Below are 23,805 nucleotides of genomic sequence, written 5' to 3' on the forward strand. Positions count from 1 at the left end.
GGCCGCTCACGCTTGGACGCGGTTGCGCCGCTCCAGCCCCTTGCGGTCGTAGAAGCGGGTGACCACCGCGCCGAACACCAGCCCGATCGCGAGCCCGAGCACCGCCATCCACACCCCACGAGTGAGTCCGGCGTCGAAGCTCGCGTCGAAGTACAGAATCGACCGCACGCCGAGGAACACCTGGTGCATCGGCTCGAACGAGGCCAGCCAGCCGAAGTACCGCGGCGTCGCCTCGATCGGCACGGTGCCGCCGGAGGACGGCAGGCCCAGGATGACGAACAGGATCAGGTTCACCAGCAACCCCGCCGACCCGATCGCCGCCAGCATGGACAGCCCGGTCACGCCCACCGCGATCATGGCCAGCGCGCTGTAGAGGAACAGTGCGAGCGGATTGTCGATCGGCATGTCCAGCAGCGTGCCGACGATCAGGAAGACGCCGGCGACCAGGTTCGCCGCCAGCACCAGCACGCCCCACTTGATCAGCAGCGTCGTGAACCGGGAGATCGGCGTCGGCGGATAGTGCACGTACCACGGTCCGTACTCGGTGGGCACGAAACCGAGCTGGGCGTCGATCATGGTGTGGATGACCATCGCGCCGACCACTCCGGCCAGCAGCAACAGCAGCGCGTAGAAGAACGCGGTGAGGCCTTGACCGCTGCCGTCGGGCAACGGGTGGTACTGCTGCACGACTACCTGGACCGGCGAGGCGAGCGCGACCTTGGTCGCGCCGGACAATTCGGGCGCGGGCGGGCCGCCGGGCCGTGGCGCCAGCTGCGCGTTGACCTGATCGGTCAGCTGCCTGCCGACCTCCTTGTTCACCTCGGTCAGCGCCTGGTCGCCGATCCGGAGCACGATCGCGGTGCCGAACGCGCCCGTGCGCGGGTTGGTCTGCACCGTGATGATGGGCCGCTGGATGTCACCCGGTATGACGCTGCCCACACCGAGAATGCCGAGACGCTTGCTGAAGTCGCTGGGGATGACGATCGCGCCGTAGACCTGCCCGGTCTGCATCTGCCGCTCCGCCTCGCTGATGCCGATCACGCGCAGGTCGACCTTGTCGGACGGCACGCGTTGCGTCAGCGCTTCGGTGATCTGGTTGCCGAAGTTCACCTGCCTGCGCTCGTCCCCGCTGCCGATGACGTCCCCGACGTCCTGGTTGACCAGCGCGACGGGGAAATCGTGCAGGTTCTGCTCCGGATCGACGACGTAGTCGAGGTACATGATGCCGAGCAGCGCGGTCAGCAGGGTCAGCACGGTGAGGGGGAACAGCACCATTCGAGGCCATGGCCTGCGGTCCCGGGGCGTGTCCGACCCCGGCTTCTGCACGTCGTCCGCCGTTGTCACGCTGCGCACGGTAACAGCTGACGGTGGCGAAAATCCGTAGCTTCGGTCATCCCGAATTGCTGCTCGGATGCGGTGGCGGTGCGAACGCACAGGCGTGCACCCGTAGAATGAAATCTGCCCCCAGCCCGCCCGAACAGGGAGCAAACGGTGACCAACGCCGAACTGCCGGTCGACAGCACTTCCGCCACCTCGTTTTCCGCCCCGGACGCCGACGAGAACGAGCCGCGCGAGGAGTGCGGTGTCTTCGGAGTCTGGGCGCCGAGCGAAGAAGTGGCCAAGCTCACGTATTACGGCCTGTACGCATTGCAGCACCGCGGGCAGGAGGCGGCGGGCATCGCGGTGTCGGACGGCTCGCAGATCCTGGTCTTCAAGGATCTCGGTCTGGTCAGCCAGGTATTCGACGAGCAGACCTTGGCCGCCATGCCCGGTCACATCGCCGTAGGCCACTGTCGCTACTCAACTACTGGCGGGGTGACCTGGGAGAACGCCCAGCCCATCTTCCGTACCACCGCGGTCGGTTCCGGACTCGCGCTGGGGCACAACGGAAATCTCGTCAACACCGCCGAATTGGCCGGTCGCGCACGTGAACTCGGTCTGCTCGGCGCTTCGGTGCGCGGCGGCCGTCCGCAGCCCGCCGCGGCGACCTCCGACTCCGACGTGGTCACGGCCCTGCTCGCGCACGCCGCGGCCGATTCCAGCATCGAGCAGGCCGCGATGGAGCTGCTGCCCACGCTGAAGGGCGCGTTCTGCCTGACCTTCATGGACGAGCACACCCTCTACGCGGCGCGCGACCCGCACGGCGTGCGCCCGCTGTGCCTGGGCAGGCTGGAGCGTGGCTGGGTCGTTGCCAGTGAGACCGCCGCGCTGGACATCGTCGGCGCCGCCTTCGTCCGGGAGATCGAGCCCGGCGAACTGCTGGCGATCGACGCCGACGGTGTGCGCTCGATGCGTTTCGCCAACCCGGAGCCCAAGGGCTGTGTCTTCGAGTACGTCTACCTGGCCAGGCCGGACAGCACGATCGCGGGCCGGTCGGTGCACGCCACCCGGGTGGAGATCGGCCGCCGTCTGGCGAAGGAGCATCCGGTCGAGGCGGATCTGGTGATCCCGGTTCCCGAGTCGGGCACGCCGGCCGCGGTCGGCTACGCGCAGGGGTCGGGTGTGCCCTACGGCCAAGGCCTGATGAAGAACGCCTATGTGGGGCGCACGTTCATCCAGCCGAGCCAGACCATTCGTCAGCTGGGCATCCGGCTGAAGCTGAACCCGCTGCGTGAAGTCATCCGTGGCAAGCGCTTGATCGTCGTGGACGACTCGATCGTGCGCGGCAACACCCAGCGCGCGCTGGTCCGTATGCTGCGCGAGGCCGGCGCGCTGGAGATCCACGTGCGGATCGCCTCGCCGCCGGTGAAATGGCCGTGCTTCTACGGCATCGACTTCGCCTCGCGCGCGGAGCTGATCGCCAACGGCGCCGGTACCGAGAACGATGTCGCGGACATGGTGGAGGGCGTGCGCCGGTCGATCGGCGCCGACAGCCTCGGCTACATCTCCATCGAGGGGATGATCGCCGCGACCGAGCAGCCGCGCTCCCGGCTGTGCTCGGCGTGCTTCGACGGCGACTATCCGATCCCGCTGCCCACCGAGGCGGCCATCGGGAAGAACGTGCTCGAGGGCATGCTGACCGGACAGTCGGAGGCAGTGCTGTTGAGCGAGAACGCGAATGCGAGTGCCCTGAGCCGTCCGTGAACGCGGACGATGGCTGATCGCCTCGGCCACTCGTGCCGGTGGCGCCCCTCTCGCCGAGAGTTGCCGGACACAACCTCGGTGGCCGGTTGGTGGTTTCGTTCGGTGACTCCTTGGGTACAGTTTTCGACTGTCGTGCACCGTGATGTGGCGTACTCGAGACATTGCCTTCCAGGGTCTCCAGCAATCCTGGACGTACGACCGGTTTTTCGGCCGCGTCATGGCCGCGAGGCATAACACCTGCTGACGACGCGGCTGTTTTTCTTCGAAAACGTAACGTGCCGAAAATGCTTCGTAGGTACGGTGCCGATCAGATCGGAAGTTCACCCGTGTCCGCACCGGGCCTGCGATCCAGGGGAACGCGGTGCGGCGCTCGAGAAGTGGGGCCGTGATGAGGGATTCGAGGATTGGACGACGGACCGGGGCGCGAACCATCGCGGCCGTCGGCCTGGTGGCGTTGGCGGCGTCGATGGTGGCGGGCTGTGGTTCCGGAAGAACCGGCGACGGCGGCGGCGCCGGATTGGTGGCGGGCACCACCGACAAGATCTTTTCGCTCGACCCGGCGGCCGCCTACGACAACGGGTCGCTGGTCGCCGAAACGCAGATCTACCAATACCTGCTCAATTTCGCACCCGGCGACGCGACCCCGCGGCCGGACGCGGCGCAGAAGTGCGAGTTCACCGCGCCGACGGTGTACACCTGCACCTTGAAAGAGGGCCTGAAGTTCGCCAACGGCAACCCGTTGACCGCGACCAGCGTCAAGTTCTCCTTCGACCGGATGCTGCGGATCAACGATCCGAACGGTCCCGCGTCGCTGCTCGGCAACCTGGAGAAGACCGACGTCGTCGACCCACGCACCGTCGCGTTCACGCTGAAGGTCGCCGACGACCAGACCTTCCCCGCCATCCTGCCCACCCAGGCCGGACCGATCGTCGACGAGAAGGTGTACGCGCCCGACAAGGTGATGGCGGACGACGAGGTGGTGCGGGCCAAGGGCTACTCCGGCCCGTACACCATCGCGAGCTACGACAAGAACAAGCTGGTCGAGTACCAGGCGTTCGCCGACTACAACGGCATTCTCGGCACCCCGAGAACCAAGACGGTGTCGACCAAGTACTACGCCACCACCGACAACATGAAGCTGGACCTGCAGAACGGGTCGCTCGACGTCGGATACCGGTCCTTCACGCCCACCGATATCGAATCGCTGCGGGGCGACAGCAAGGTCACCGTGCACGAGGGTCCCGGCGGCGAGCTGCGCTACATCGTGTTCAACCTGAACACCATGCCGGGCGGCACGCCGGAGCAGAAGCTGGCCGTACGCAAGGCCGTCGCCGCCACCGTCGACCGGGCGGCGCTGGCCGACGGCGTCTACAAGAACACCTATCTGCCCGCGTATTCGTCCGTGCCGCAGGGCATGCCGGGCGCGGCGGAGCCGTTCAAGGAGATCTACGGCGCTGCGCCGAACAAGGACCGGGCCGCGAAGTTCCTCGCCGACGCCGGTGTCGCGACGCCGGTCGAGCTCAACCTGCAATACAACCCGGACCACTACGGCTCCAGCAGCTCCGAGGAATACGCGGCGATCAAGTCGCAGCTGGAGGCCACCGGGCTGTTCCGGGTCAACCTGCAATCCACCGAGTGGGTCACCTACCAGAGGGAACGTGCGCGCGACGCGTATCCGCTCTACCAGTTCGGTTGGTTCCCGGATTTCCCGGACCCGGACAACTACCTGAGTCCTTTCTTCGGTCCGAACAACTTCTTGCAGTCGCATTTCGAGGACCCGGGCATCTCCGCGCAGTTGATCGCGGAGTCGACCCAGCCCGACAAGGACAAGCGGATGGAGCAGATCAGGCAGGTGCAGCGTGATCTGGCGCAGAACTTCCTGCCGATCGTCCCGCTGCTGTCCGGCAAGCAGATCGCGGTCTCGGGCAACGACGTGCAGGGCGTCGAGCAGACGCTCGACTCGTCGTTCAAGTTCCGCTATACGGTGCTGAGCAAGTGAGTTCCGGCGACACTGCCGGGCCAGGGGCGACAGCGCCGGATACGGCGCCGGCCCCGGCCCGGCGCTCGGGCTTGCCGCGAACGGCCAAGGGCGGTGACGATTCTCGGCACTCGGCCCTGCTGCGCTACCTGGGTGTGCGCCTGCTGCTGATTCCGGTGACCGCGTGGATCCTGGTGACGGTCGTGTTCTTCCTGATGCGCGTGGTCGGCGACCCGATCAGCGCCGCGATGGGCGGGCGCATGACGCAGCAGCAGATCGAGGCGCGCAAGGAGGCAGCCGGATTGAACCGGCCGATCCTGGCCCAGTACTGGGACTACCTCTCCGGGCTCATGCAGGGAGACCTCGGTCGTTCTCAGGACAACCGGGAGATCAGCGAGGTCGTCGTCACCTATGGCGCGGCCTCGCTGGAATTGGTGTGCTGGGCGCTGGTAGTCGCGTTCGCGATCGGCATCCCACTGGGGAGATACGCTGCGACCCACCGGGATTCGACCGCCGATACGGGGCTGCGGTTGCTGGCCATCCTGTTCTACGCCGCGCCGGTGTTCTTCGTCGGCTTGCTGCTGAAGCTGGTGTTCGCGGTCGAGCTGGGCTGGTTGCCGGTGGCGGGCCGGGCCAGTACCAACGTCGAACTGCAGTTGCAGCACGTTTCGCCCAAGACCAACATCATGGTGATCGACGCGATCCTCTACGGCGACACCGGGTACCTGGTCGACGTGCTGAAACACGCCGTGCTGCCGGCCATCGCGCTCGGTTTGCTCACCGCGGGCATCTTCTTACGACTCGTGCGGATCAACCTGATCCAGACGCTGCGCGCCGACTATGTGGACGCCGCCCGGGCACGTGGCCTGTCCCGCCGGGTCGTGACCGGGCGGCATGCCTTCCGCAACGCGATGATCCCGATCGTCACGGTGATGGGCATGCAGATCGCCATGATGCTCGGCGCCTCGGTGCTCACCGAGACGACGTTCGAATGGAAAGGGCTCGGCTACCAGCTCGCGTCGTACTTGTCGGCGCGGGACTTCATCGCCGTGCAGGGCATCGTCGCGTTCATCGCACTCATCGTGGCGGTGATGAGCTTCGTGGTGGACGTCCTGGTGGCGCTGATCGATCCGAGGGTGAGGTTCTGATGACCGCTCCGGAATTGCTGAACGAACCGGTGCTCGCGCCGCCGGTGCCGCGCCGGGGCGTGCCCGGCCTGCGGTTGTTCTCGATGACCGCGGGATTGCAGCGCGCGACGCTGATCCTCGGGCTCGGCCTGGTCGGCGTCTTCGTGCTGGCCGCGCTCTTCGCGCCGCTGATCGCGCCGTACGGATTCGCCCAGAGCGCCGCAGATGGCGTCGATTTCGCCCGTCAGCAGGCGCCGTCGGCCGAGCATTGGTTCGGCACCTCGGTGCGTGGGGAAGACGTGTTCTCCAGGGTGATCTACGGTGCGCGCACCGCGCTGTGGGTGATCACGATCTCGCTGGTGCTCTCGCTGCTGATCGGTGTGCCGCTCGGGTTGCTGTCCGGCTATGTCGGTCGCTGGCCGGATCGGGTGCTGGTGCTGTTCATGGACGCGATGTACGCCTTTCCGACGCTGCTGCTGGCGATCGTGGTGTCCATCGTGGTCGCGGGTGGGCGCTCGACGAGTCTGGGCGGTGTGCTGTCCGCCGCGGTGGCGATCACGGCGGTCTTCGTGCCGCAATACTTCCGGGTAGTGCGCAATGCGACGGTGGCGGTGAAGCAGGAGCCGTATGTCGACGCCGCACGGGTGACCGGCGCGTCGACGACCCGAATCCTGTTCCGGCACATCCTCGCCAACGTCACCCAGTCGCTGCCGGTGATCGTCACGTTGAACGGGTCGGAGGCCATCCTCACCCTGGCAGGTCTGGGCTTCCTCGGTTTCGGCATCGAACCGACGCAGGCCGCGGAATGGGGCTTCGACCTGAACAAGGCGCTGCCGGACGTATCCAACGGCATCTGGTGGACGGGCATCTTCCCCGGTGTCGCCATCGTGCTCGTCGTGCTGGGTATGACGCTGGTCGGCGAGAGCCTCAACGAAGTGCTCAACCCGGTCCTGCGCACGCGTCGGGCCGTCGGGACCGGCGCTGCCGCGAGTGCCGCCGCCGGGCAGCCCGAAACCGTTCCGGTCGCGCAGGACGGAGTCGGTGGGAAGGACATGACCAATGCCTGAGTCATCCACGGCGGAGCGGGACCGCCCGGCCCTGTCGATCGAATCGCTTTCGGTCACCTTCGCCACCGACGCGGGGCCCGTGCACGCGGTGACCGACGTGTCCTACGAGGTCTATCCCGGCGAAGTGCTTGCCATTGTCGGGGAATCCGGCTCGGGAAAGTCGGTGAGCTCGCGGACGGCGATGGGGTTGTTGCCGCAGACCGCGTCGGTACGCGGCCTGGTCACCCTGGGCGCCGAACGGATCACCGCGATGAGCGAGCGGCAGCTCACCGCCCTGCGCGGTGGCGCGATCTCGATGGTGTTCCAGGAGCCGGGTCTGGCGCTGGACCCGTTGTTCACGGTGGGCTTCCAGATCGGCGAGGCGCTGCGGGCACACACCGATGTGAGCAAGAAGGCCGCCGCGGCGCGCGCGGTCGAGTTGTTGCGGACGGTCGGGTTGCCGGATCCGGAGCACCGGGTGGATTACTACCCGCACCAGCTCTCCGGCGGGCAGAAGCAACGCGTGATGATCGCCATCGCCATCGCCTGCGAGCCCAAGGTGATCATCGCCGACGAGCCGACCACGGCGCTCGATGTCACGGTGCAGGCCGAGATCCTCGCGCTGCTACGCGATTTGCGAGATCGGATCGGCAGCGCGATCATCCTGATCACCCACAACATGGGCGTGGTGGCCGACATCGCCGACCGCGTGGTGGTGATGCGCGACGGCGCGGTGGTCGAGCAAGCGCCGGTGGAGGAGCTGTTCGCCAGTCCCAAGGCGGAGTACACCCGCTCCTTGCTGGCCGCGGTCCCGCACCTGGGCACCGGACAGATCGACCACGGCCCGGCCGGCTCCGCGCACACCGAGGGCGAGCCGGTGCTCGAGGTCCGCGATCTGGTGGTCGAGTTCCCCGGGCCGTTCGGTCGCCCGAGATTCCGCGCGGTGGACGAGGTGAGCCTGCGCATCGGACCCGGCGAGACCCTCGGCCTGGTCGGCGAGTCCGGATCGGGCAAGTCGACCATCGGCCGCTGCGTCGCGGCTCTGCAACGGCCGACCTCCGGGGTGGTGCGGGTGCGCGGGCAGGACATCGTGGGGCTTTCACAGCGCAAGCTGCGGCCGATCCGGCGACACTTCGGATTCGTGTTCCAGGACCCGGCCAGCTCGCTGAACCCGCGGCTCACCGTGGGCGACTGTGTAGCCGAACCGCTGATCGTGCACAAGACCGGGACCTCGGCGCAGATCCGCGCCAGGGTGCGCGGGCTGCTCGACGACGTGCGGCTGCCCGCGGGCGTCGAACACCGGTATCCGCACGAGCTGTCCGGTGGGCAACGTCAGCGCGCGAGCCTGGCCCGCGCCCTCGTGCTCGATCCCGACCTGCTCGTCGCCGACGAGCCGACCAGCGCGCTCGACGTCTCGGTGCAGGCCGCGGTACTGGAACTGTTCGGGCAACTCCAGCGCGAATGCGGCTGGGCGTGCCTGTTCATCAGCCACGATCTCGCCGTGGTCGATCAGCTCGCCGACCGGATCGTGGTGCTGCGCAACGGGGCGGTGGTGGAGCAGGGCGACCGGGACCGGATTCTGCGGACTCCGCGGGAGGAGTACACCCGGCGCCTGGTGGCCGCGGTGCCGGTGCCCGACCCGGCGCAGCAGCGTCGCCGCCGGGCGCGAACGGCCGGACTGTTCGACCGGGACGAGTTGGACTGATGGCCCGTATTACGGTTCGCTCTGCCCTATTGTCAAGAGGGCGAGCCAACACCGGTGCGGGGTCGTTATCCGGCTCCGGTAGCGTGAGCAGGCATCTATCCGCCGATTCGGTTTGGAGCTTTCCCCGACAATGACTGAACAGACCCCCAGTGGTGGTGCCTCGTACGCCGCGGCAGGCGTGGACATCGAGGCGGGTGATCGCGCCGTCGAGTTGTTCGGGCCATTGGCGAAGAAGGCGACCCGGCCCGAGGTTCAAGGCGGCCTCGGCGGCTTCGCCGGGCTGTTCGCGCTGAAGGGTGGCTATCGGGAACCGCTGCTGGCCGCCTCCACCGACGGCGTCGGCACCAAGATCGCGGTGGCGCAGGCGATGGACAAGCACGACACCGTCGGCCTCGACCTGGTCGCGATGGTCGTCGACGATCTCGTGGTCTGCGGCGCGGAGCCGCTGTTCCTGCAGGACTACATCGCGATCGGGAAGGTCGTTCCGGAGAAGGTCGCCGAGCTCGTCTCCGGCATCGCCGAAGGTTGCGTGCGCGCCGGTTGCGCCCTGCTGGGCGGCGAGACGGCCGAGCATCCCGGCCTGATGGACCCCGACGACTACGACCTGTCCGCGACCGGCGTCGGCGTGGTCGAGGCCGACGCGGTGCTCGGGCCGGACCGGGTCCGCCCCGGCGACGTGGTGATCGCCATGGGCTCCTCGGGCCTGCACTCCAACGGCTACAGTCTGGCCCGCAAGGTGCTGCTCGACATCGACCGCATGTCGCTCACCGGGCACGTCGAGGAATTCGGCCGCACGCTCGGCGAGGAACTGCTCGAGCCGACCAGGATCTACGCCAAGGACTGCCTCGCGTTGATCGCGGAGACCGACGTGCGCACGTTCGCCCATGTCACCGGCGGCGGTTTGGCGGCCAACCTGGCCAGGGTGCTGCCCGCGGGCATCGTCGCCGAGCTGGATCGCGGCACCTGGAACCCGGCGCCGGTGTTCAAGATGATCGCCCAGCGCGGCCGGGTGGAACGGGCCGAGATGGAGAAGACGTTCAACATGGGCGTGGGCATGGTCGCGGTCGTCGCCCCGGAGGACGTGGACCGTGCGCTGGCCGTGCTGACCGCGCGCCACATCGAGTGCTGGACGCTCGGCACGGTCAAGAAGGCCAAGGACGCCGACGCGTTGCGCGCCGTGCTGGTCGGCGAGCATCCGCGATTCTGACTTCGGCGGAAGACACGCCAGAGTCCCGCATCTTCATCCGATGCGGGACTCTGGTGTGTTGCAAGCCTTTTCGGCGCCAGTCCCGTCAACCCGCGACAACGCTCGAAGGGGGAGGCCCGTCGGCCTCCCCCTTCAGACGTAATCCGAGTCAGCGGCGCCAGTCGTCGTAGTCGTCGTCCTCATCCCAGCGGGACAAGTTGTCGTCCGCGTCGTGCTCATCGGACAGCACACCACCACTCCGCTGGGAGTTGGGGCTTCCCGAAAGCTCGCGCTGAAGGCTCGCGAAGTCGGTCGTGGGCGAGCTGTACTTCAGCTCGCGTGCGACCTTGGTCTGCTTTGCCTTAGCCCGGCCACGGCCCATGGCTGACCCCCTCGCGTCACAGCGGGGCGGCCTGGGGTTTGGTGGCGGCCCCGTTCGAATTAATACTCTTCCTGACAGACACTTTAGCGTGTGTCTGCCGGTCTCGCTTCCAGGAGTGGGTGAAGAACTCCGGAACCGGTGCCGTTTGCCCGCTTGTCGCCCCGCGATCGAATCGCTACACGACCCCGGGTATCGCGCGGATCACACCGACTCGGGCGCCGCCGCCGAGCACCGCGGGTGCCGCGAGTTCCGCGTGCGCATCGCTCCATTCGATTCCCATCCGATGCAGAATGGCCAGCGTCAGCGGCATCCGGGCGCGGTCGTGCCCATCGTCGATCTTGTACGCGAAGGACGATCCGTCCGGCAGCGCACCCGCGTGCACACCGTCCGCGCCGATCTTGCACACCAGTCCGGGGGTTGCCCGCATGGTCAGCAGGTCGGGGCCGTTCGTGCCGGAAATCACTCGCGGATGCGCCCGGACGGCGTCGGCGACCCGGCGTTCCGGCGTGCCGGGTTCGGCGGTCGCCATGGTCGCGAACACCTTGGCCAGGTTCACCAGCGACACCGGGATGATCGGCAATCCGCAGCCATCGATGCCGAGATCGGATTCCGGCTCGCCGGTCAGGTCGGCCACCGTGGCGATCACCGCGCGTTGCAACGGATGCGCCTGGTCGAGGTAACCCTCCGTGGGCCAGCCGTTGACCGCGCAGGTCGCGAGCATCGCCGCGTGCTTGCCGGAGCAGTTCATGAAGATGGGGTGCGGCTGCCGTCCGTCGGAGAGCGCCGCGGCGCGGGCACGCTCGTCGAATGGCAGGTCCGGTGGACATGCGAGGGATGCTTCGGAGAACCCGAAGCGGCCGAGCAGCCTGCGCACCAGCGCGATATGGTCCGGCTCGCCGTAATGTGAGGCGGTGGCGATGGCCAGCTCGGCGTCGTCGAGCGGTTCGAAACCGTTGCGCAGCATCGTGATCGCCTGCATCGGTTTGTTCGTCGAGCGCGGGAGGATCGGCAGGTGCACCTCGCCGAGCGCCAGGGTCGGTTCGCCATCGCCGTCGAGCACCACCACCGAGCCGCGGTGCACGCACTCGCGAAAGCCCGAGCGGACGACTTCGACCAGTTCCACGCTCACAACTGCACCTCGCTGACGCTCGGCTCCGTCGCGCGCGAGGATTCTTCCACGCCGTCCCGGCGGGCGGCGGCGCGCGCGGCGTTCGTCTGCCTGCGCGCGTGCCGTTCGATCTGCATCCGCACGTCGTCGGAGATGGTCGGCTCGTCGGCCAGCAGGATCGCGAGCAGGTCCGGATCGGCGCCGGTGAACACGTCGCGGACGGTGATGCCGTGCTCGGGGACGTGCACCACCGTGACCCGATCGCCCGCGCCGATCGTGCCTTCGGTGAGCACGCGCAGGTAGGCGCCGGTATCGCTGCGCAGCGCGAACCGCTTCACCCACTGCCGCTCGCCGCTCCAGTGCTGGAACGTGGCGCACGGCACCCGCGGCGCGCTCACTTCCAACAGGGTGTCGCCGATCGACCAGCGCGAGCCGATCACCGCATCGCTGACCGGGAGACCGGCGATGCGCAGGTTTTCGCCGAACCACCCCGCGGGCAGCTCACGGCCCAGTTCCGTGCCCCAGCGACGGGCGTCTTCATCGGCGTAGGCATAAACGGCCTGATGCACGCCACCATGGTGCTTGGTGTCGCAGACGTGGTCGCCGTCCAAACCGAGAACCCGCACCCCGACCCGACCGGCTACCGGCCTTTTGTCGATCGCCGTGCGACCGACTCGTCCCGGTACTTCGAGGTCGGCGTGCACGACGCAGGTCGCGAGGACCTCTCCGGAGTCACCGATGCGCATGGACAGCGCTCCTCTCGTCACGGATAGGGAACTCGGCGCTGAGCGGGGATGGGCACGCCGGCGGGGTGAAAACCCTGGCCGACCAGTTGTTCGTCGACAAGTTCAGCGCCCGCGGAGCCGGTCGACCGCGACCCGGCCGGGCTGCGCCACGTCGTCGGCCGGCACCGAATCGGGATCGATGGCCGCTGCGACCGGGCCCGCGGCGAGTGCGGTGTCGGCCGGAACCGTGCGCTTGATCAGGGCCAGCGCGATGGGGCCGAGTTCGTAGTGATCGACGACCGTACCCAGCCTGCCGACCGCACGACCGCCCGCGGTCACGTCGTCCCCGGTGGCCGGGCGTTCGTCGGCCGAGCCGTCCAGATGCAGCAGCAGCAGATGCCGCGGCGGTTTGCCCAGGTTGTGCACCCTGGCGACGGTCTCCTGGCCGCGGTAGCAGCCCTTGTCGAGATGGACGGCGCCGTGTTCGGCGACGCCGCCGATCCAGCGGGCCTCGTGCGGGATGGTCCGTTCGTCGGTATCGAGTCCGATCCGGGGACGAACGGCCGCGACGCGCAGGGCCTCGAAGGTCCACATCCCCGCGGGAGCCGCCCCGGCCGCGGTCAGCTGCGCCCACCGGTCGGCCAACTGGTCGCGCGGGACCACCAGATCGAACGAGTCCGCCGTCGGCCACGGCATCCGGCGCAGGAACCCGCCGCCGGGCAGCGGCGTCGCCCGGTACACGCCGGGGAGTTCGGCGATGCCGAGCGTCTCGGTCAGCTCGGCGACGCCGGGTCCGAGCAGGCTCAGCACCGCGTGGTCGGTGGCTTCGGCCGGCTGTGCGTCGGCCCAGAACACCATCTTCCGCAGGAACGCGAGCAGGTCGGCCCCACGCTCGGCCTCGGTGTCGATCCAGACCGCGCCGTCCAGCTCGGTGAGCACGAAGTGATGCAGCACCCGGCCGTTCAGATCGAGGTCGAGGTTCTCCGCGGACTGCCCGTCATCGAGTGCGGCGACATGCTGACTGGAGATGGTGTGCAACCAGGTGAGGCGCTCCGCGCCGGTGATGCGCAGGACGAAGCGATGCGATCGGTCGACGATCGCGGCGCGGTCCACCGCGGCGCGCTGTTCGCCGAACGGATCGCCGTAGTGCCAGGCGACGGCGGCGTCGGGCGAACCCGCCGCTCCCGCCACGGCTCCCGACACGCTGAGGATGGGACTGGGCGCAACGACCACGGACACCTTCTCCACTCTAGGCGGCTGCTTCGCCTTCGCTCACCCCGGCGCGGGCTAAGGGCGGACTACGTCCGGCTGCGTCCTTTCTGCGGCTGCCTCTGGCTGCGCTTACTCCGGCGCGGGCTGAGTGCGGACTATGTCCGGCTGCGCCCGTTCTGCGGCTGCCTAGACCTGCACTCGCTCCGGCGCGGGCTAAGGGCGGATTACATGGCGCCCAGTGGTGGACGAACCGGCCCGCCGAGCCAGAACTGGACATAGCGGATCGGCATTTTGCGAGTATTGCGCCCGATGCCGCAAGGAACATTGACAAAAGGTCTTGCGAAAGCGGCCGTGACGTAGGCATTGTCCGCCCCTACCGCCTACGCTCGACGCATGGTGGATCGAGTTCTGGTAACACTCGATGGCGCGGTCCGGGATGCGGACGCGCCGTTGTTGTTTGCGGACGATATTGGCGTATTGCGTGGCGACGGTGTCTTCGAAACGGTGCTAGTGCGCGCGGGAGTCGCGTGCGCGGTCGAATTTCATCTAGGCAGATTACGTCGCTCCGCACAGGCACTGGATCTGCCCGAACCGGAGCTGGGGAAATGGCGGGAGGCGGTGGAGACCGCCGCGAAGGAGTGGGGCAGTGAGCGCGAAGGGCTGATGCGGCTGGTGCTCACCCGCGGCCGCGACTCCGAGCTGTCCGGCGCGCCCGACAAGGTGAAGACCGGTGACCTCGCCGCCGCCGTGCCGGTGCCGACGGCCTTCGTGCTGGTGGTGCCGGTGCCCGAGCGCGTCGAGAAGGCCCGCACCGAAGGCGTCGCGGTGGTGAGTCTGTCGCGCGGTATCTCGATCGACCTGGCGCAGGCGGCGCCGTGGCAGCTGCTCGGAGCCAAGACGCTGTCCTACGCCACCAATATGGCCGCGCTCCGGTTCGCCGCGCGGATGGGTGCCGACGACGTGATCTTCACCAGCACCGAGAACCGGGTGCTGGAGGGTCCGCGGTCCACCGTCGTGATCGCCCGCGACAAACAGCTGATCACGCCGCCCGCCAAGAACGGCGTGCTGCCCGGCGTCACCCAGCGCGCGCTGTTCGTCGAGGCCGAGAAGGCCGGCTGGCAGTGCCGTTACGACTCGCTGTTCACCGCCGACCTGCTCACCTGCGACAGCATCTGGATGCTGTCGAGCATCTCACTGGCGGCGCGGGTGAATTCGCTGGACGGGCTGCGGATGTCCGCACCGGACAACGCCGAGGAAATCATCCAGCTGGTGAATCGTGGCATCGAGCGGGCAGGCGCAATCGGCGACTGGTAGGTCGAGGGTGTTGCCGTCTCGCTGCTCATCGCCCGCTCCGTGATCTCCGTCCTACTCGGGCGGGCGCGGGCTGGCGGTGAGCACGACAAAGTGACGTTTCGGGCGGAAAGGCCACAGATATCGTGGCCTAGGACTCATTGTCGCGGCCTGCCTCCCGCGTAGGCTTACTACGACACGTCGTAGATACGCAGGAGGTCGGCTTGAGCGCCCTGGACATCGCCCGATGGCAGTTCGGCATCACGACGGTCTATCACTTTCTCCTGGTGCCGCTGACCATCGGTCTCGCGCCGCTGGTCGCCGCCATGCAGACGGCGTGGGTGATCACCGGCAAGGAGCACTGGCTGCGACTGACCAAGTTCTTCGGCAAGCTGTTCCTGATCAACTTCGCGCTCGGTGTCGCGACCGGCATCGTGCAGGAGTTCCAGTTCGGCATGAACTGGAGCGAGTACTCCCGCTTCGTCGGTGACGTCTTCGGCGCCCCGCTGGCCCTGGAGGGTCTGGTCGCCTTCTTCATGGAGTCGACGTTCCTCGGGCTGTGGATATTCGGCTGGACCCGATTGCCGAAACTGCTGCACCTCGGCGCCATCTGGATGGTAGCCATCGGCGTTAACGCCTCGGCGTACTTCATCGTCGCGGCCAACTCGTTCATGCAGCATCCGGTCGGCGCCAAGTACAACCCGGAGACCGGGCGTGCCGAGCTGGAGAGCATCGTCGCGGTGCTCACCAACAACACGACGCTGGCCGCCTTTCCGCACGTGGTCGCCGGATCGTTCCTCACCGCCGGGACATTCGTGGCGGGCATCGCGGGCTGGTGGATGGTCCGTAACGCCCGAACCCGCGACGAAGTGAAGATCGCCGAGGCGCGCACCATGTGGCGACCCGCCGCGCGGGCGGGCATCGGCGTGCTGATCGTGTCGCTGGCCGCGCTGGTCTACACCGGTGACGTCCAAGGCAAGCTGATGTTCGAGCAGCAGCCGATGAAGATGGCGTCGGCGGAATCGCTGTGCCACACCGCGACCGACCCCCACTTCTCCGTACTCACCGTCGGCACGCACAACAACTGCGACAGCGTCACGCACGTGCTCGAGGTGCCGTATGTGCTGCCCTGGCTGGCCGAGGGCTCGTTCACCGGGGTGACCCTGGACGGCGTCGTCGACTTGCAGAAGGCCTACAACGAACACTTCGGTATCGGCGATTACCGGCCGAACCTGTTCGTCACCTACTGGTCGTTCCGCGCGATGATCGGCCTGGCGGCGGGCTCGGCGCTGCTCGCCCTGGCCGGGCTGTGGCTCACCCGCCGCGGCCGGGTACCGGACCAGCAGTGGTTCTCCTGGCTGAGCCTGCTCGCCATACCGACGCCGTTCCTGGCCAACAGCGCCGGATGGGTGTTCACCGAGATGGGTCGCCAGCCGTGGGTGGTCGTGCCGAATCCGACCGGGGATCCGAACCTGCGCCTCACCGTGCAGCAGGGCGTCTCGAACCATTCCCCGGGCGTCGTGCTGTTCTCGCTGATCACATTCACGCTGCTGTACGGCGCACTCGCGGTGGTGTGGTTCTACCTGATGCGCAGGTATGTGATCCATGGGCCGGATCCCGTCGCGCCGGCCCGGGAAGAGTCGCGCGACACCGACGAGACCTCCGGCGGCCGCCGCGCCGAAGAACCTGCTATCGAACAACTTTCGTTCGCCTACTAGGAGCCGGCGATGAGTTTGCAAGAGTTCTGGTTCGTCCTGATCGGCGTGCTGTTCACGGGCTATTTCGTGCTGGAGGGCTTCGACTTCGGCGTCGGGATGCTCATGCCGGTCCTCGGCAAGGGATCCGATACGCGACGGCGCGTGGTGCTCAACACGATCGGGCCGGTGTGGGATGCCAACGAGGTCTGGCTGATCACCGCGGGCGCGGCGATGTTCGCGGCGTTCCCAGAGTGGTACGCCAGCCTGTTCTCCGGCTTCTACCTCGCGCTGCTGCTGGTGCTCGTCGCGTTGATCCTGCGCATCTGCGCCATCGAGTACCGCGGCAAGATCGATGACCCACGCTGGCGTGCCCGCTGCGACATCGGCATCGGCATCGGTTCCTGGATTCCGGCGGTCGCCTGGGGCTGGGTGTTCGCGAACGTGGTGCACGGGGTTCCGCTGGACGAGAAGAAGCAGTTCGCCGGCTCGGTAACCGACCTGTTCGGGCCGTACGCCCTGCTCGGCGGATTGGCCACCGGACTGCTGTTCGCGTTGCACGGCGCGATGTTCCTGGTGCTGAAGACCGGCGGTGAGGTGCGCGACGACGCGCGGCGCGCCGCTCGGCTGCTGCTGCTCCCGGCCGTGGTCGTCGTCGGTGGATTCGGGCTGTGGACCCAAGTGTCCTACGGGACCGGCTGGACTTGGATTCCGTTGGCACTGGCGGTGCTCGGACTGCTCATCGCGGCGGCGGCTGATTTCGCCCAGCGCGACGGGTGGGCGTTCACCGGCACCACGGTGACCGTGGCGGCGGCGACCGCGTTGCTGTTCGGGTCGCTGTTCCCGAACGTGCTGCCCTCGACGATCGACGCGGCCTTCGACCTGACCATCCACAACGCGTCCTCGACGCCCTACACCTTGAAGGTGATGAGCTGGGCGGCGGCGCTCCTGGCGCCGGTCGTGGTGGTGTATCAGGGCTGGACGTACTGGGTGTTCCGCAAGCGGATCACCGTCGATCAGATTCCGGCTCCGGTGGGCCTGCCCTTGGGATCCGTGCAGGATTGATGTCATGGCTCGTCCGCCGATCGATCCACGCCTGTGGCGGTACGCCCGCTCGGCGCGTAGCTACCTGGCGCTGAGCGTCGCGCTGTCGCTGTTGATCACCGGTGCGATCGTGGTGGCGGCGGTGCTGGTCGGACGGGTGCTGGCCGGGGTCGTCACCGACCCGGGCCGCCGCACTCTCGGCGCGTGGACGATCGAACTGACCGTCCTCGCGCTCGCGATCGCCGTCCGAGTGCTGGCCACCTGGTTCCAGTCCCGGCTGGCCCATCGGGCTGGCGCGAGCGTGGTCGCGGAGCTGGAAACGGCGGTGCTCGCGGCGGGTGCGCGGCTGTCCCCACGCGAACTGGAGGCGCGCCGAACCGAGTTGGCAGTGGTCGTCGGCGCGGGGTTGTCCGGGCTGCGCGGCTATCTGGTGGGTTACGTGCCCGCGCTGCTGTTGGCGGCGCTGGTCCCGCCGATCGTGCTCGCGGTGATCGCGACGCACGATCTGACCTCCGGTGTGATCGTGATGATCACCTTGCCGCTGATCCCGGTCTTCATGATCCTCATCGGGCTGCTGACCCAAGGGCGTGCCGAAGCCACGCTCGCGGCCACCACCCGGCTGTCGGACCAGTTGCTCGACCTGTTCGCGGGCATGCCGACCTTACGGGCGCTCGGCCGGGAGACCGGCGAGGCCGAAGCCGCCCCCGAGCCTGCACACGCTGGACCTGCCGGCTCGGGCCCGCTGGGTGGAGCTGCCGGACGCGTGCACACCATGCAGCACCGCGTGCGAGATCTCGGTGACGCGTTGCGGCTGCGCACCATGCGCGCCCTGCGTATCGCGTTTCTGTCCGCGATGGTGCTGGAGTTGCTCGCGACGCTGAGCGTTGCGCTGATCGCGGTCTCCATCGGGCTGCGCCTGGTGTTCGGCGAGATGAGCCTGTATGCGGGGCTGGTCGCCTTGATCCTGGCGCCCGAGGTCTACCTGCCGCTGCGGATGGTCGGTGAGCGTTTCCACGCCGCCCAGGACGGCATGGCGGCCGCGGACAAGGCATTCGCGATTCTCGAATCGGCGCCTGCCCGCGGTGCTGACGCGTCCATCCGGAAAGCGGCGCCATCCGCCTCGGCGCCCCACGGCACCGGCCCCGCAGGCGGCGGCCTGATCGAGGTCGGTGACCTCTCGGTGCGCGCGCGGGACGGATTCGCGCCCGCGGGCTTGGCGGCGACCTTTTCGCCCGGCTCCCTCACCGTGCTCGCCGGTCCGAATGGAAGCGGTAAATCGACCGCGTTCCAAGCGATGCTGGGCTTGATCACGCCAGACCGGGGTGCGGTGACCGTCGACGGGGTGGACCTGCGTGACCTGGATGCCCGGCGATGGTGGGCGCGCGTGGCGTGGCTGCCGCAGCGGCCGGTGCTCGTTCCCGGCACGCTGCGGGACAACCTCGAACTGCTCGGCGCCCGAACAGACGACCGTTCCGCGCGCGGACCGGCCCGGGTGGTCGACGACCTGGAGGCGGCGTGCGTCGCCACCGGTTTCGACGCCGTGCTCGCCGAGCTGCCGGACGGATGGAACACCATGGTCGGACCCGGAGGTGTCGGATTGTCCCTGGGCCAGCGCCAACGCCTCGCATTGACCAGGGTGCTTGCCGCCGACCGCCCGATCCTGCTGCTGGACGAGCCCACCGCGCATCTGGACGTCACCGCGGAGGCTGCGGTACTGGCCGCGCTCCAGGCCCGAGCTCGCGCGGGCGCCACGGTGGTCGTCATCGGGCACCGTCCGACCGTGCTGGCCGCAGCCGACAGTGTCGTCCAGGTTCGCGCCGAGCAAGCCGAGGTTGTCCGATGACCGCGCGGAACCGCACGGATACCACGCTGCCGGAGGATCTGCGCCGGATGTGGGCGCTGCTCGAGTTGTCCCGCTGGCGGGTGGCGGTGGCGATCGCCTGGGGTGTGCTCGCGTTGGGTAGCGGGCTCGGTCTGGCGGCGCTGGCCGCGTGGTTGATCGCTCGCGCCTGGCAGATGCCGCCGGTGCTCGACCTCAGCATCGCCGTGGTCGCGGTTCGCGCCCTCGGGATTTCGCGTGGCTTGTGCCGGTATATGGAACGCCTGGCCACGCATGATGTCGCCCTGCGCGCAATGACGACGGCGCGCACGACGGTCTATCGAACGCTCGCCCGCTCGGACTTCTGGCTGCGTCGCCCGGAGCCGTCCGGCAGCGGTGCCGAAGAGTTCGGCTCGGGCCGTGCCACTCCGCCACGCCGCGGTGATCTCCTCGTCCGAATCGGGAGCGACATCGATGATCTCGGGGCGGTCGTGGTGCGGGTATTCGTGCCCGTCGCGGTCGCCGTCGTGCTCTCCCTGGCCGCCGTCGGCCTGCTTGCCACGATCTCGGTGGGTGCCGCCGCGATCCTGGCGGGTGCGCTCGCGCTGTCCGGTGTCGTCGCTCCGTGGCTGTCGGCCGCGGCGGCGCGGGAGGCCGAGCGTGCCGTGCGCGCCGATCGCGCCGAGTTCACCGCGCGGGCCCTCACGGTCCTCGACCACGCGGCAGAGCTGCGTGTCGCGGGGCGGCTCGATGCCGCGCTCGACAAGGCGGCGGGCTCCGCACGCCGGGCCGTCGACGCGGAAGACACCGCAGCCTCGCGCAGCGCCTGGTCGGCGGCTGCCACGCCACTGTCGATCGGCGCCAGCGTCCTCGGCGCTCTGCTGATCGGCATCCCCCTCTACGGGCCGGACGGCGGAACCACGGGCGCGATGACGCCTATGGCGCTCACCGTGCTGGTCCTGCTGCCCCTGTCGGCTTTCGAGGCGGTCGGCTCGCTACCCGCCGCCGCGCAGGCACTCACGACCGCCCGCGCGGCCCTGCATCGCATAGCGGCCGCGGCCGGAGGAAGTCCGTCCGCGGCCCCGCGCCCGGCCGATCCAGGGCAGAGGCAGCCGAAAGTTCCCGGGACCGGCAATGGCGCGCCGGTGGTCGCGGAGCCCCTCTCGGACACTTCGCCGACCGATGAGGCGGCATACGTTGCGACTTCGGCGATGACCGGCTCGCTCGACGATGCCGATACCACGGGTGTCCACGGTCCGCGCGACGCCGAGCACGGTGCGGTGGATGGGTCGAAGCCGGTGGTCGGTTCGTTTGCGACAGGCGCCCGAGTGCCGGAGCTGCCGGAGGGGCGACGGATCGCGGTGGTCGGGCCGAGCGGCGCCGGGAAGACGACGCTGCTGATGGCATGGGCGGGGCTGCTCGGCACGCCGCGCCCCGGCGTCACCTTCTTCGCCGAGGACGCGCACCTGTTCGGCACCTCGGTGCTGGAGAATCTGCGGGTCGCGCGCGGCGATCTCACCGAGGCGGAAACCGAGAAAGCCTTGCGGACGGTCGGTCTCGGAGCCTGGCTGGACGGGCTGCCGGAGGGAGTGCGCACCGATCTGGTCGGGGGAGCGGCGGCCGTGTCGGGCGGTCAGCGCCGCCGCATTCTGCTCGCGCGGGCCCTCGTGTCCTCCGCTCGCGTGTTGCTGCTCGACGAACCGACCGAGCATCTGGAGGCCGAGGCCGGGGCGCGGCTGCTGCGCGCCCTGCTGGACGTCGACAGCGGCCTCGTGGAACCGGATCGCGTCGTGGTCGTCGTCACGCATCAACTGCCGCGAGATCATCGGGCCGACACGGTGCTGCATATCGATGCGTCAGGCCAGGTGACCACCGATTCCGCGGCCAAAGGCAGACAGCGCGACGCCCCCGGACGGCAGCGGCTGGACGCTTCCGCCCACCGAGAAATTCCGTTGCCGACCTACTGATGCCTCGCTAGATTCGTTCGTACACGAGGAAGGAGGTGGTTCGAAGAATGGATATTTCTAGGACACGTGAGGTGGCTGTCCGCTAGCGCCACCGCTGCAGGTGGATTTCGCCCGCGCGAGCGCTGAGCGAATTCCAGGCAGTCACCCGGCCCCCGAGCCCCGGTCTGTCCGACCGGACCCGTGCGCATAACCCCGCACCGGTACGGCTCGGGGGCTGTTCTGTTCTATCTCGCCTGTCGGAGTACTCAGCTAGGTGCCGCTCCGGTGGTGACAGGTTGTGCGTTGGATGCGGCGCGAGTTACCCGTGTACTTGCGAATCACTTGGCGCGTAGGCGAACAGCCGACGGCAGCACTTCTGCTTCGTTAGCTCAGCGGTACTTATCTCAGCCGATGTAGCGCTGCAAGCGGGCCGAGAGGCGGGGTTCGAGGGGGCCGTCGGCGACGACGCGTTCTTCGACGTAGGCCAAGTCTCCGCCTTCGACGATGCCGTAGAGGCGCTTGGCGCCGCCGACGACGACGCCCGACTGGCTGCGGACCACCACGTCGGTGGCCAGCTCCCAGGATGACTGGGTCAGCGCCTGTCCGTAGAACAGTTCGACGATGCCGCTGCTGTGCGTGAGCAACAGCTCGATGACTTCGTCGTTGCCGTCGATGCCGACCCGCCAGAAGCCGCTCTCGCGCAGATCGGGACCGCCGTAATTGCCGTCGGCATCGATGACCCAGGACTTGGATTCCCAGGAGAGGAAGTCGCCGCCGTCATGCGAGACGACGATCTGCTGGCCGAACCGGTAGTCGCCGCGCTCGGGATCGTTGCCCTCGCCCTCGCCGCGCCAGACGCCGACCAGCGGCAGCAGTGCGAGCATCGAGGCGCTGAGATCCGGACCGAGCCGCAGATTGGCGGTGTCCTCGGGCAGCGGCAGATCCGGTAGGACCGGGATATTGCGGACACCGGTCGATTTCGCCCGTTCGGCAGCGTCGGCCACGGCCTGGTCGCCGCTGCGGCGAGCAGCGGTGTCGGCCGGAGCGCTGCCGTTCAGTTGTTCACTCGCTCGCTCGGCCGGATCGGAACCTTCGCTCGCGAGTTCGCTCATGATTCGGTGAACAGCCGGTAGAAGACGTAGAGGCCGAACCAGCCGATCAGCACGGCCACAGCCACCAGCAGAATCTCGAAGAAGAGGACCACGTTTTGGAGTCTAACGACACCCGCGCCGCCGCACGCAAACGGCCCCGGTGCTTCCCTGGAAGGAAAGCGCCGGGGCCGTTCGGCGAGTGCGGTTCCTACTTCGCGACCGCGACGTCGACAGCGTGGATGCCCGCGCCTTCGGGGCGCACTTCGGCGGAGCCGTTGCCCGCCGAGGACAGCGCGCGAACGGTCCACGCGCCGGGAGCCGCGAAGAACCGGAAGTCACCGGTGCCGGACGCGACGACCTCAGCGGTGAAATCACCATTGCCGTCGAGCAGGCGCACGAACGCGCCGCCCACCGGCTGGCCGTCGGTGCTCAGGACGCGGCCGGTGATGACCGTCTCTTTCTCCACATCGACGCCGGCCGGAATGGCCTGACCCTGTGTCGGTGCTGCACACATATTGATTACTCTCCCAACTCGATCGGTGCGCCGACGAGGGAGCCGTACTCGGTCCAGCTCCCGTCGTAGTTCTTGACATTCTGGTGGCCGAGCAGTTCCTGCAGAACGAACCAGGTGTGCGAGGAACGCTCACCGATCCGGCAGTACGCGATGGTCTCCTTCTCGCCGTCCAGCCCGGCCTCTTTGTAGAGCTCGGCCAGTTCGGCGTCGGACTTGAAGGTGCCGTCCTCGTTCGCGGCCTTGCTCCACGGCACGTTGATGGCGCCTGGGATGTGGCCGGGACGCTGGCTCTGCTCCTGCGGCAGGTGCGCGGGAGCGAGGATCTTGCCGGTGAACTCGTCAGGCGAACGCACGTCGACGAGGTTCTTGGCGCCGATGGCCGCGATGACCTCGTCGCGGAACGCGCGGATCGACAGGTCCGGCGCGGCGGCCTTGTACTGGGTGGCGGGCCGGTTCACCGGCTCGGTCGACAGCGGGCGGCCGTCCAGCTCCCACTTCTTGCGGCCGCCGTCGAGCAGCTTGACGTTGTTGTGGCCGTACAGCTTGAAGTACCAGTAGGCGTACGCGGCGAACCAGTTGTTGTTGCCGCCGTACAGGACGACCTCGTCGTCGTTCGAGATGCCGCGCGCCGAGAGCAGGTCGGAGAACTGCTCCTGGTTCACGAAGTCGCGACGAACCTGGTCCTGCAGGTCCTTCTTCCAGTCGAGCCGGACGGCACCCTCGATGTGACCACCGTCGTAGGCGGAGGTGTCCTCGTCGACCTCGACGAAGACGACGCCGGGGGCGTTGAGGTTCTCTTCGGCCCAGTCAACGGAGACCAGGACATCGGAGCGAGCCATTGTTTTCCTTTCAGA

Annotated in this window: 19 protein-coding genes; 11 read left to right on the plus strand and 8 right to left on the minus strand. The window is 68.3% G+C overall.

The genetic code is table 11. The features are described from left to right. Positions 1-6 precede the first annotated feature (6 nt). A complete protein-coding gene (locus tag IU459_RS12930; RefSeq protein ID WP_195129922.1) occupies positions 7-1,275 on the minus strand; it encodes a YhgE/Pip domain-containing protein in 1,269 nt (422 codons plus the stop codon). Between the two features lie 216 nt (positions 1,276-1,491). Here IU459_RS12930 and purF point away from each other — a divergent pair, with 216 nt between their 5' ends. The 6 genes from purF (at position 1,492) to purM (ending at position 10,147) form a co-directional block, all read left to right on the plus strand. Further along, the gene (gene purF, locus IU459_RS12935; protein WP_195129757.1) at positions 1,492-3,084 is read left to right on the plus strand and encodes an amidophosphoribosyltransferase; all 1,593 of its coding nucleotides are present in this window, start codon (positions 1,492-1,494) and stop codon (positions 3,082-3,084) included. 466 nt (positions 3,085-3,550) lie between these two features. Continuing rightward, positions 3,551-5,083 carry an ABC transporter substrate-binding protein gene (locus IU459_RS12940; RefSeq protein ID WP_228837865.1) on the plus strand — a complete coding sequence of 511 codons (1,533 nt, stop codon included), beginning with the start codon at positions 3,551-3,553 and terminating at the stop codon, positions 5,081-5,083. Between the two features lie 71 nt (positions 5,084-5,154). Continuing rightward, positions 5,155-6,210: an ABC transporter permease gene (locus IU459_RS12945; protein WP_324198860.1), complete on the plus strand. Its 1,056-nt coding sequence runs from the start codon at positions 5,155-5,157 to the stop codon at positions 6,208-6,210. Further along, positions 6,210-7,256: an ABC transporter permease gene (locus IU459_RS12950; protein ID WP_195129759.1), complete on the plus strand. Its 1,047-nt coding sequence runs from the start codon at positions 6,210-6,212 to the stop codon at positions 7,254-7,256. Before IU459_RS12945 ends, IU459_RS12950 begins: the two co-directional genes overlap by 1 nt. Then, on the plus strand, positions 7,249-8,940 hold the full coding sequence (locus tag IU459_RS12955) for an ABC transporter ATP-binding protein (RefSeq protein WP_195129760.1): 1,692 nt from the start codon (positions 7,249-7,251) through the stop codon (positions 8,938-8,940). The genes IU459_RS12950 and IU459_RS12955 overlap by 8 nt, the downstream gene beginning before the upstream one ends. 130 nt (positions 8,941-9,070) lie before the next feature. Then, positions 9,071-10,147: a phosphoribosylformylglycinamidine cyclo-ligase gene (gene purM / locus IU459_RS12960; protein ID WP_195129761.1), complete on the plus strand. Its 1,077-nt coding sequence runs from the start codon at positions 9,071-9,073 to the stop codon at positions 10,145-10,147. Positions 10,148-10,295: 148 nt separating this feature from the next. Here the strand turns inward: purM and IU459_RS12965 are convergent, their stop codons facing one another. From IU459_RS12965 to ygfZ, 4 genes are all read right to left on the minus strand, one after another. After that, entirely contained in the window at positions 10,296-10,508 is a 213-nt protein-coding gene (locus tag IU459_RS12965; RefSeq protein WP_195129762.1) for a DUF3073 domain-containing protein, read from the minus strand. A gap of 175 nt (positions 10,509-10,683) precedes the next feature. Beyond that, a complete protein-coding gene (locus IU459_RS12970; protein WP_195129763.1) occupies positions 10,684-11,637 on the minus strand; it encodes an asparaginase in 954 nt (317 codons plus the stop codon). Further along, positions 11,634-12,362 (minus strand): MOSC domain-containing protein, encoded by a 729-nt coding sequence (locus tag IU459_RS12975; protein WP_195129764.1) that lies wholly within the window; start codon positions 12,360-12,362, stop codon positions 11,634-11,636. Before IU459_RS12975 ends, IU459_RS12970 begins: the two co-directional genes overlap by 4 nt. A gap of 102 nt (positions 12,363-12,464) precedes the next feature. Beyond that, entirely contained in the window at positions 12,465-13,580 is a 1,116-nt protein-coding gene (gene ygfZ / locus IU459_RS12980) for a CAF17-like 4Fe-4S cluster assembly/insertion protein YgfZ (RefSeq protein WP_195129765.1), read from the minus strand. Between the two features lie 366 nt (positions 13,581-13,946). On the opposite strand from ygfZ, the gene IU459_RS12985 reads away from it, so the two are divergent. From IU459_RS12985 to cydC, 5 genes are all read left to right on the plus strand, one after another. After that, complete coding sequence (locus IU459_RS12985; RefSeq protein WP_195129766.1) at positions 13,947-14,867, plus strand: aminodeoxychorismate lyase; 921 nt, start codon at positions 13,947-13,949, stop codon at positions 14,865-14,867. A 200-nt stretch (positions 14,868-15,067) separates the two neighbouring features. Further along, positions 15,068-16,561 (plus strand): cytochrome ubiquinol oxidase subunit I, encoded by a 1,494-nt coding sequence (locus IU459_RS12990; RefSeq protein WP_195129767.1) that lies wholly within the window; start codon positions 15,068-15,070, stop codon positions 16,559-16,561. A 9-nt stretch (positions 16,562-16,570) separates the two neighbouring features. Then, positions 16,571-17,602, plus strand: coding sequence for a cytochrome d ubiquinol oxidase subunit II (gene cydB, locus IU459_RS12995; protein WP_195129768.1), 1,032 nt, complete (start codon positions 16,571-16,573; stop codon positions 17,600-17,602). 4 nt (positions 17,603-17,606) lie between these two features. Beyond that, positions 17,607-19,424 (plus strand): ABC transporter ATP-binding protein/permease, encoded by a 1,818-nt coding sequence (locus tag IU459_RS13000; RefSeq protein WP_195129769.1) that lies wholly within the window; start codon positions 17,607-17,609, stop codon positions 19,422-19,424. Further along, complete coding sequence (gene cydC / locus IU459_RS13005; RefSeq protein WP_228837847.1) at positions 19,421-21,367, plus strand: thiol reductant ABC exporter subunit CydC; 1,947 nt, start codon at positions 19,421-19,423, stop codon at positions 21,365-21,367. The genes IU459_RS13000 and cydC overlap by 4 nt, the downstream gene beginning before the upstream one ends. A gap of 383 nt (positions 21,368-21,750) precedes the next feature. Here the strand turns inward: cydC and IU459_RS13010 are convergent, their stop codons facing one another. From IU459_RS13010 to IU459_RS13020, 3 genes are all read right to left on the minus strand, one after another. Further along, a complete protein-coding gene (locus IU459_RS13010; RefSeq protein WP_195129770.1) occupies positions 21,751-22,458 on the minus strand; it encodes an FABP family protein in 708 nt (235 codons plus the stop codon). Between the two features lie 187 nt (positions 22,459-22,645). Continuing rightward, a complete protein-coding gene (locus IU459_RS13015; protein ID WP_040773727.1) occupies positions 22,646-22,951 on the minus strand; it encodes a DUF1416 domain-containing protein in 306 nt (101 codons plus the stop codon). Between the two features lie 5 nt (positions 22,952-22,956). Further along, positions 22,957-23,790 (minus strand): sulfurtransferase, encoded by an 834-nt coding sequence (locus tag IU459_RS13020; protein ID WP_195129771.1) that lies wholly within the window; start codon positions 23,788-23,790, stop codon positions 22,957-22,959. Positions 23,791-23,805: the final 15 nt, after the last annotated feature.

Origin of the sequence: Nocardia amamiensis, assembly GCF_015477605.1 — a bacterium.
Lineage (GTDB): Bacteria > Actinomycetota > Actinomycetes > Mycobacteriales > Mycobacteriaceae > Nocardia > Nocardia amamiensis_A.

Excerpts from the sequence above, each read along its gene's own strand:
- IU459_RS12940 (WP_228837865.1), top strand. The coding sequence starts at position 3,551 with ATGGTGGCGGGCTGTGGTTCCGGAAGAACCGGCGACGGCGGCGGCGCC.
- IU459_RS12930 (WP_195129922.1), bottom strand. The coding sequence starts at position 1,275 with ATGGTGCTGTTCCCCCTCACCGTGCTGACCCTGCTGACCGCGCTGCTC.
- IU459_RS13010 (WP_195129770.1), bottom strand. The coding sequence starts at position 22,458 with ATGAGCGAACTCGCGAGCGAAGGTTCCGATCCGGCCGAGCGAGCGAGT.
- IU459_RS13000 (WP_195129769.1), top strand. The coding sequence starts at position 17,607 with ATGGCTCGTCCGCCGATCGATCCACGCCTGTGGCGGTACGCCCGCTCG.
- cydB (WP_195129768.1), top strand. The coding sequence starts at position 16,571 with ATGAGTTTGCAAGAGTTCTGGTTCGTCCTGATCGGCGTGCTGTTCACG.
- IU459_RS12975 (WP_195129764.1), bottom strand. The coding sequence starts at position 12,362 with ATGCGCATCGGTGACTCCGGAGAGGTCCTCGCGACCTGCGTCGTGCAC.
- IU459_RS12955 (WP_195129760.1), top strand. The coding sequence starts at position 7,249 with ATGCCTGAGTCATCCACGGCGGAGCGGGACCGCCCGGCCCTGTCGATC.
- cydC (WP_228837847.1), top strand. The coding sequence starts at position 19,421 with ATGACCGCGCGGAACCGCACGGATACCACGCTGCCGGAGGATCTGCGC.
- IU459_RS12985 (WP_195129766.1), top strand. The coding sequence starts at position 13,947 with ATGGTGGATCGAGTTCTGGTAACACTCGATGGCGCGGTCCGGGATGCG.
- IU459_RS12950 (WP_195129759.1), top strand. The coding sequence starts at position 6,210 with ATGACCGCTCCGGAATTGCTGAACGAACCGGTGCTCGCGCCGCCGGTG.
- IU459_RS13020 (WP_195129771.1), bottom strand. The coding sequence starts at position 23,790 with ATGGCTCGCTCCGATGTCCTGGTCTCCGTTGACTGGGCCGAAGAGAAC.
- IU459_RS12965 (WP_195129762.1), bottom strand. The coding sequence starts at position 10,508 with ATGGGCCGTGGCCGGGCTAAGGCAAAGCAGACCAAGGTCGCACGCGAG.
- IU459_RS13015 (WP_040773727.1), bottom strand. The coding sequence starts at position 22,951 with ATGTGTGCAGCACCGACACAGGGTCAGGCCATTCCGGCCGGCGTCGAT.
- purM (WP_195129761.1), top strand. The coding sequence starts at position 9,071 with ATGACTGAACAGACCCCCAGTGGTGGTGCCTCGTACGCCGCGGCAGGC.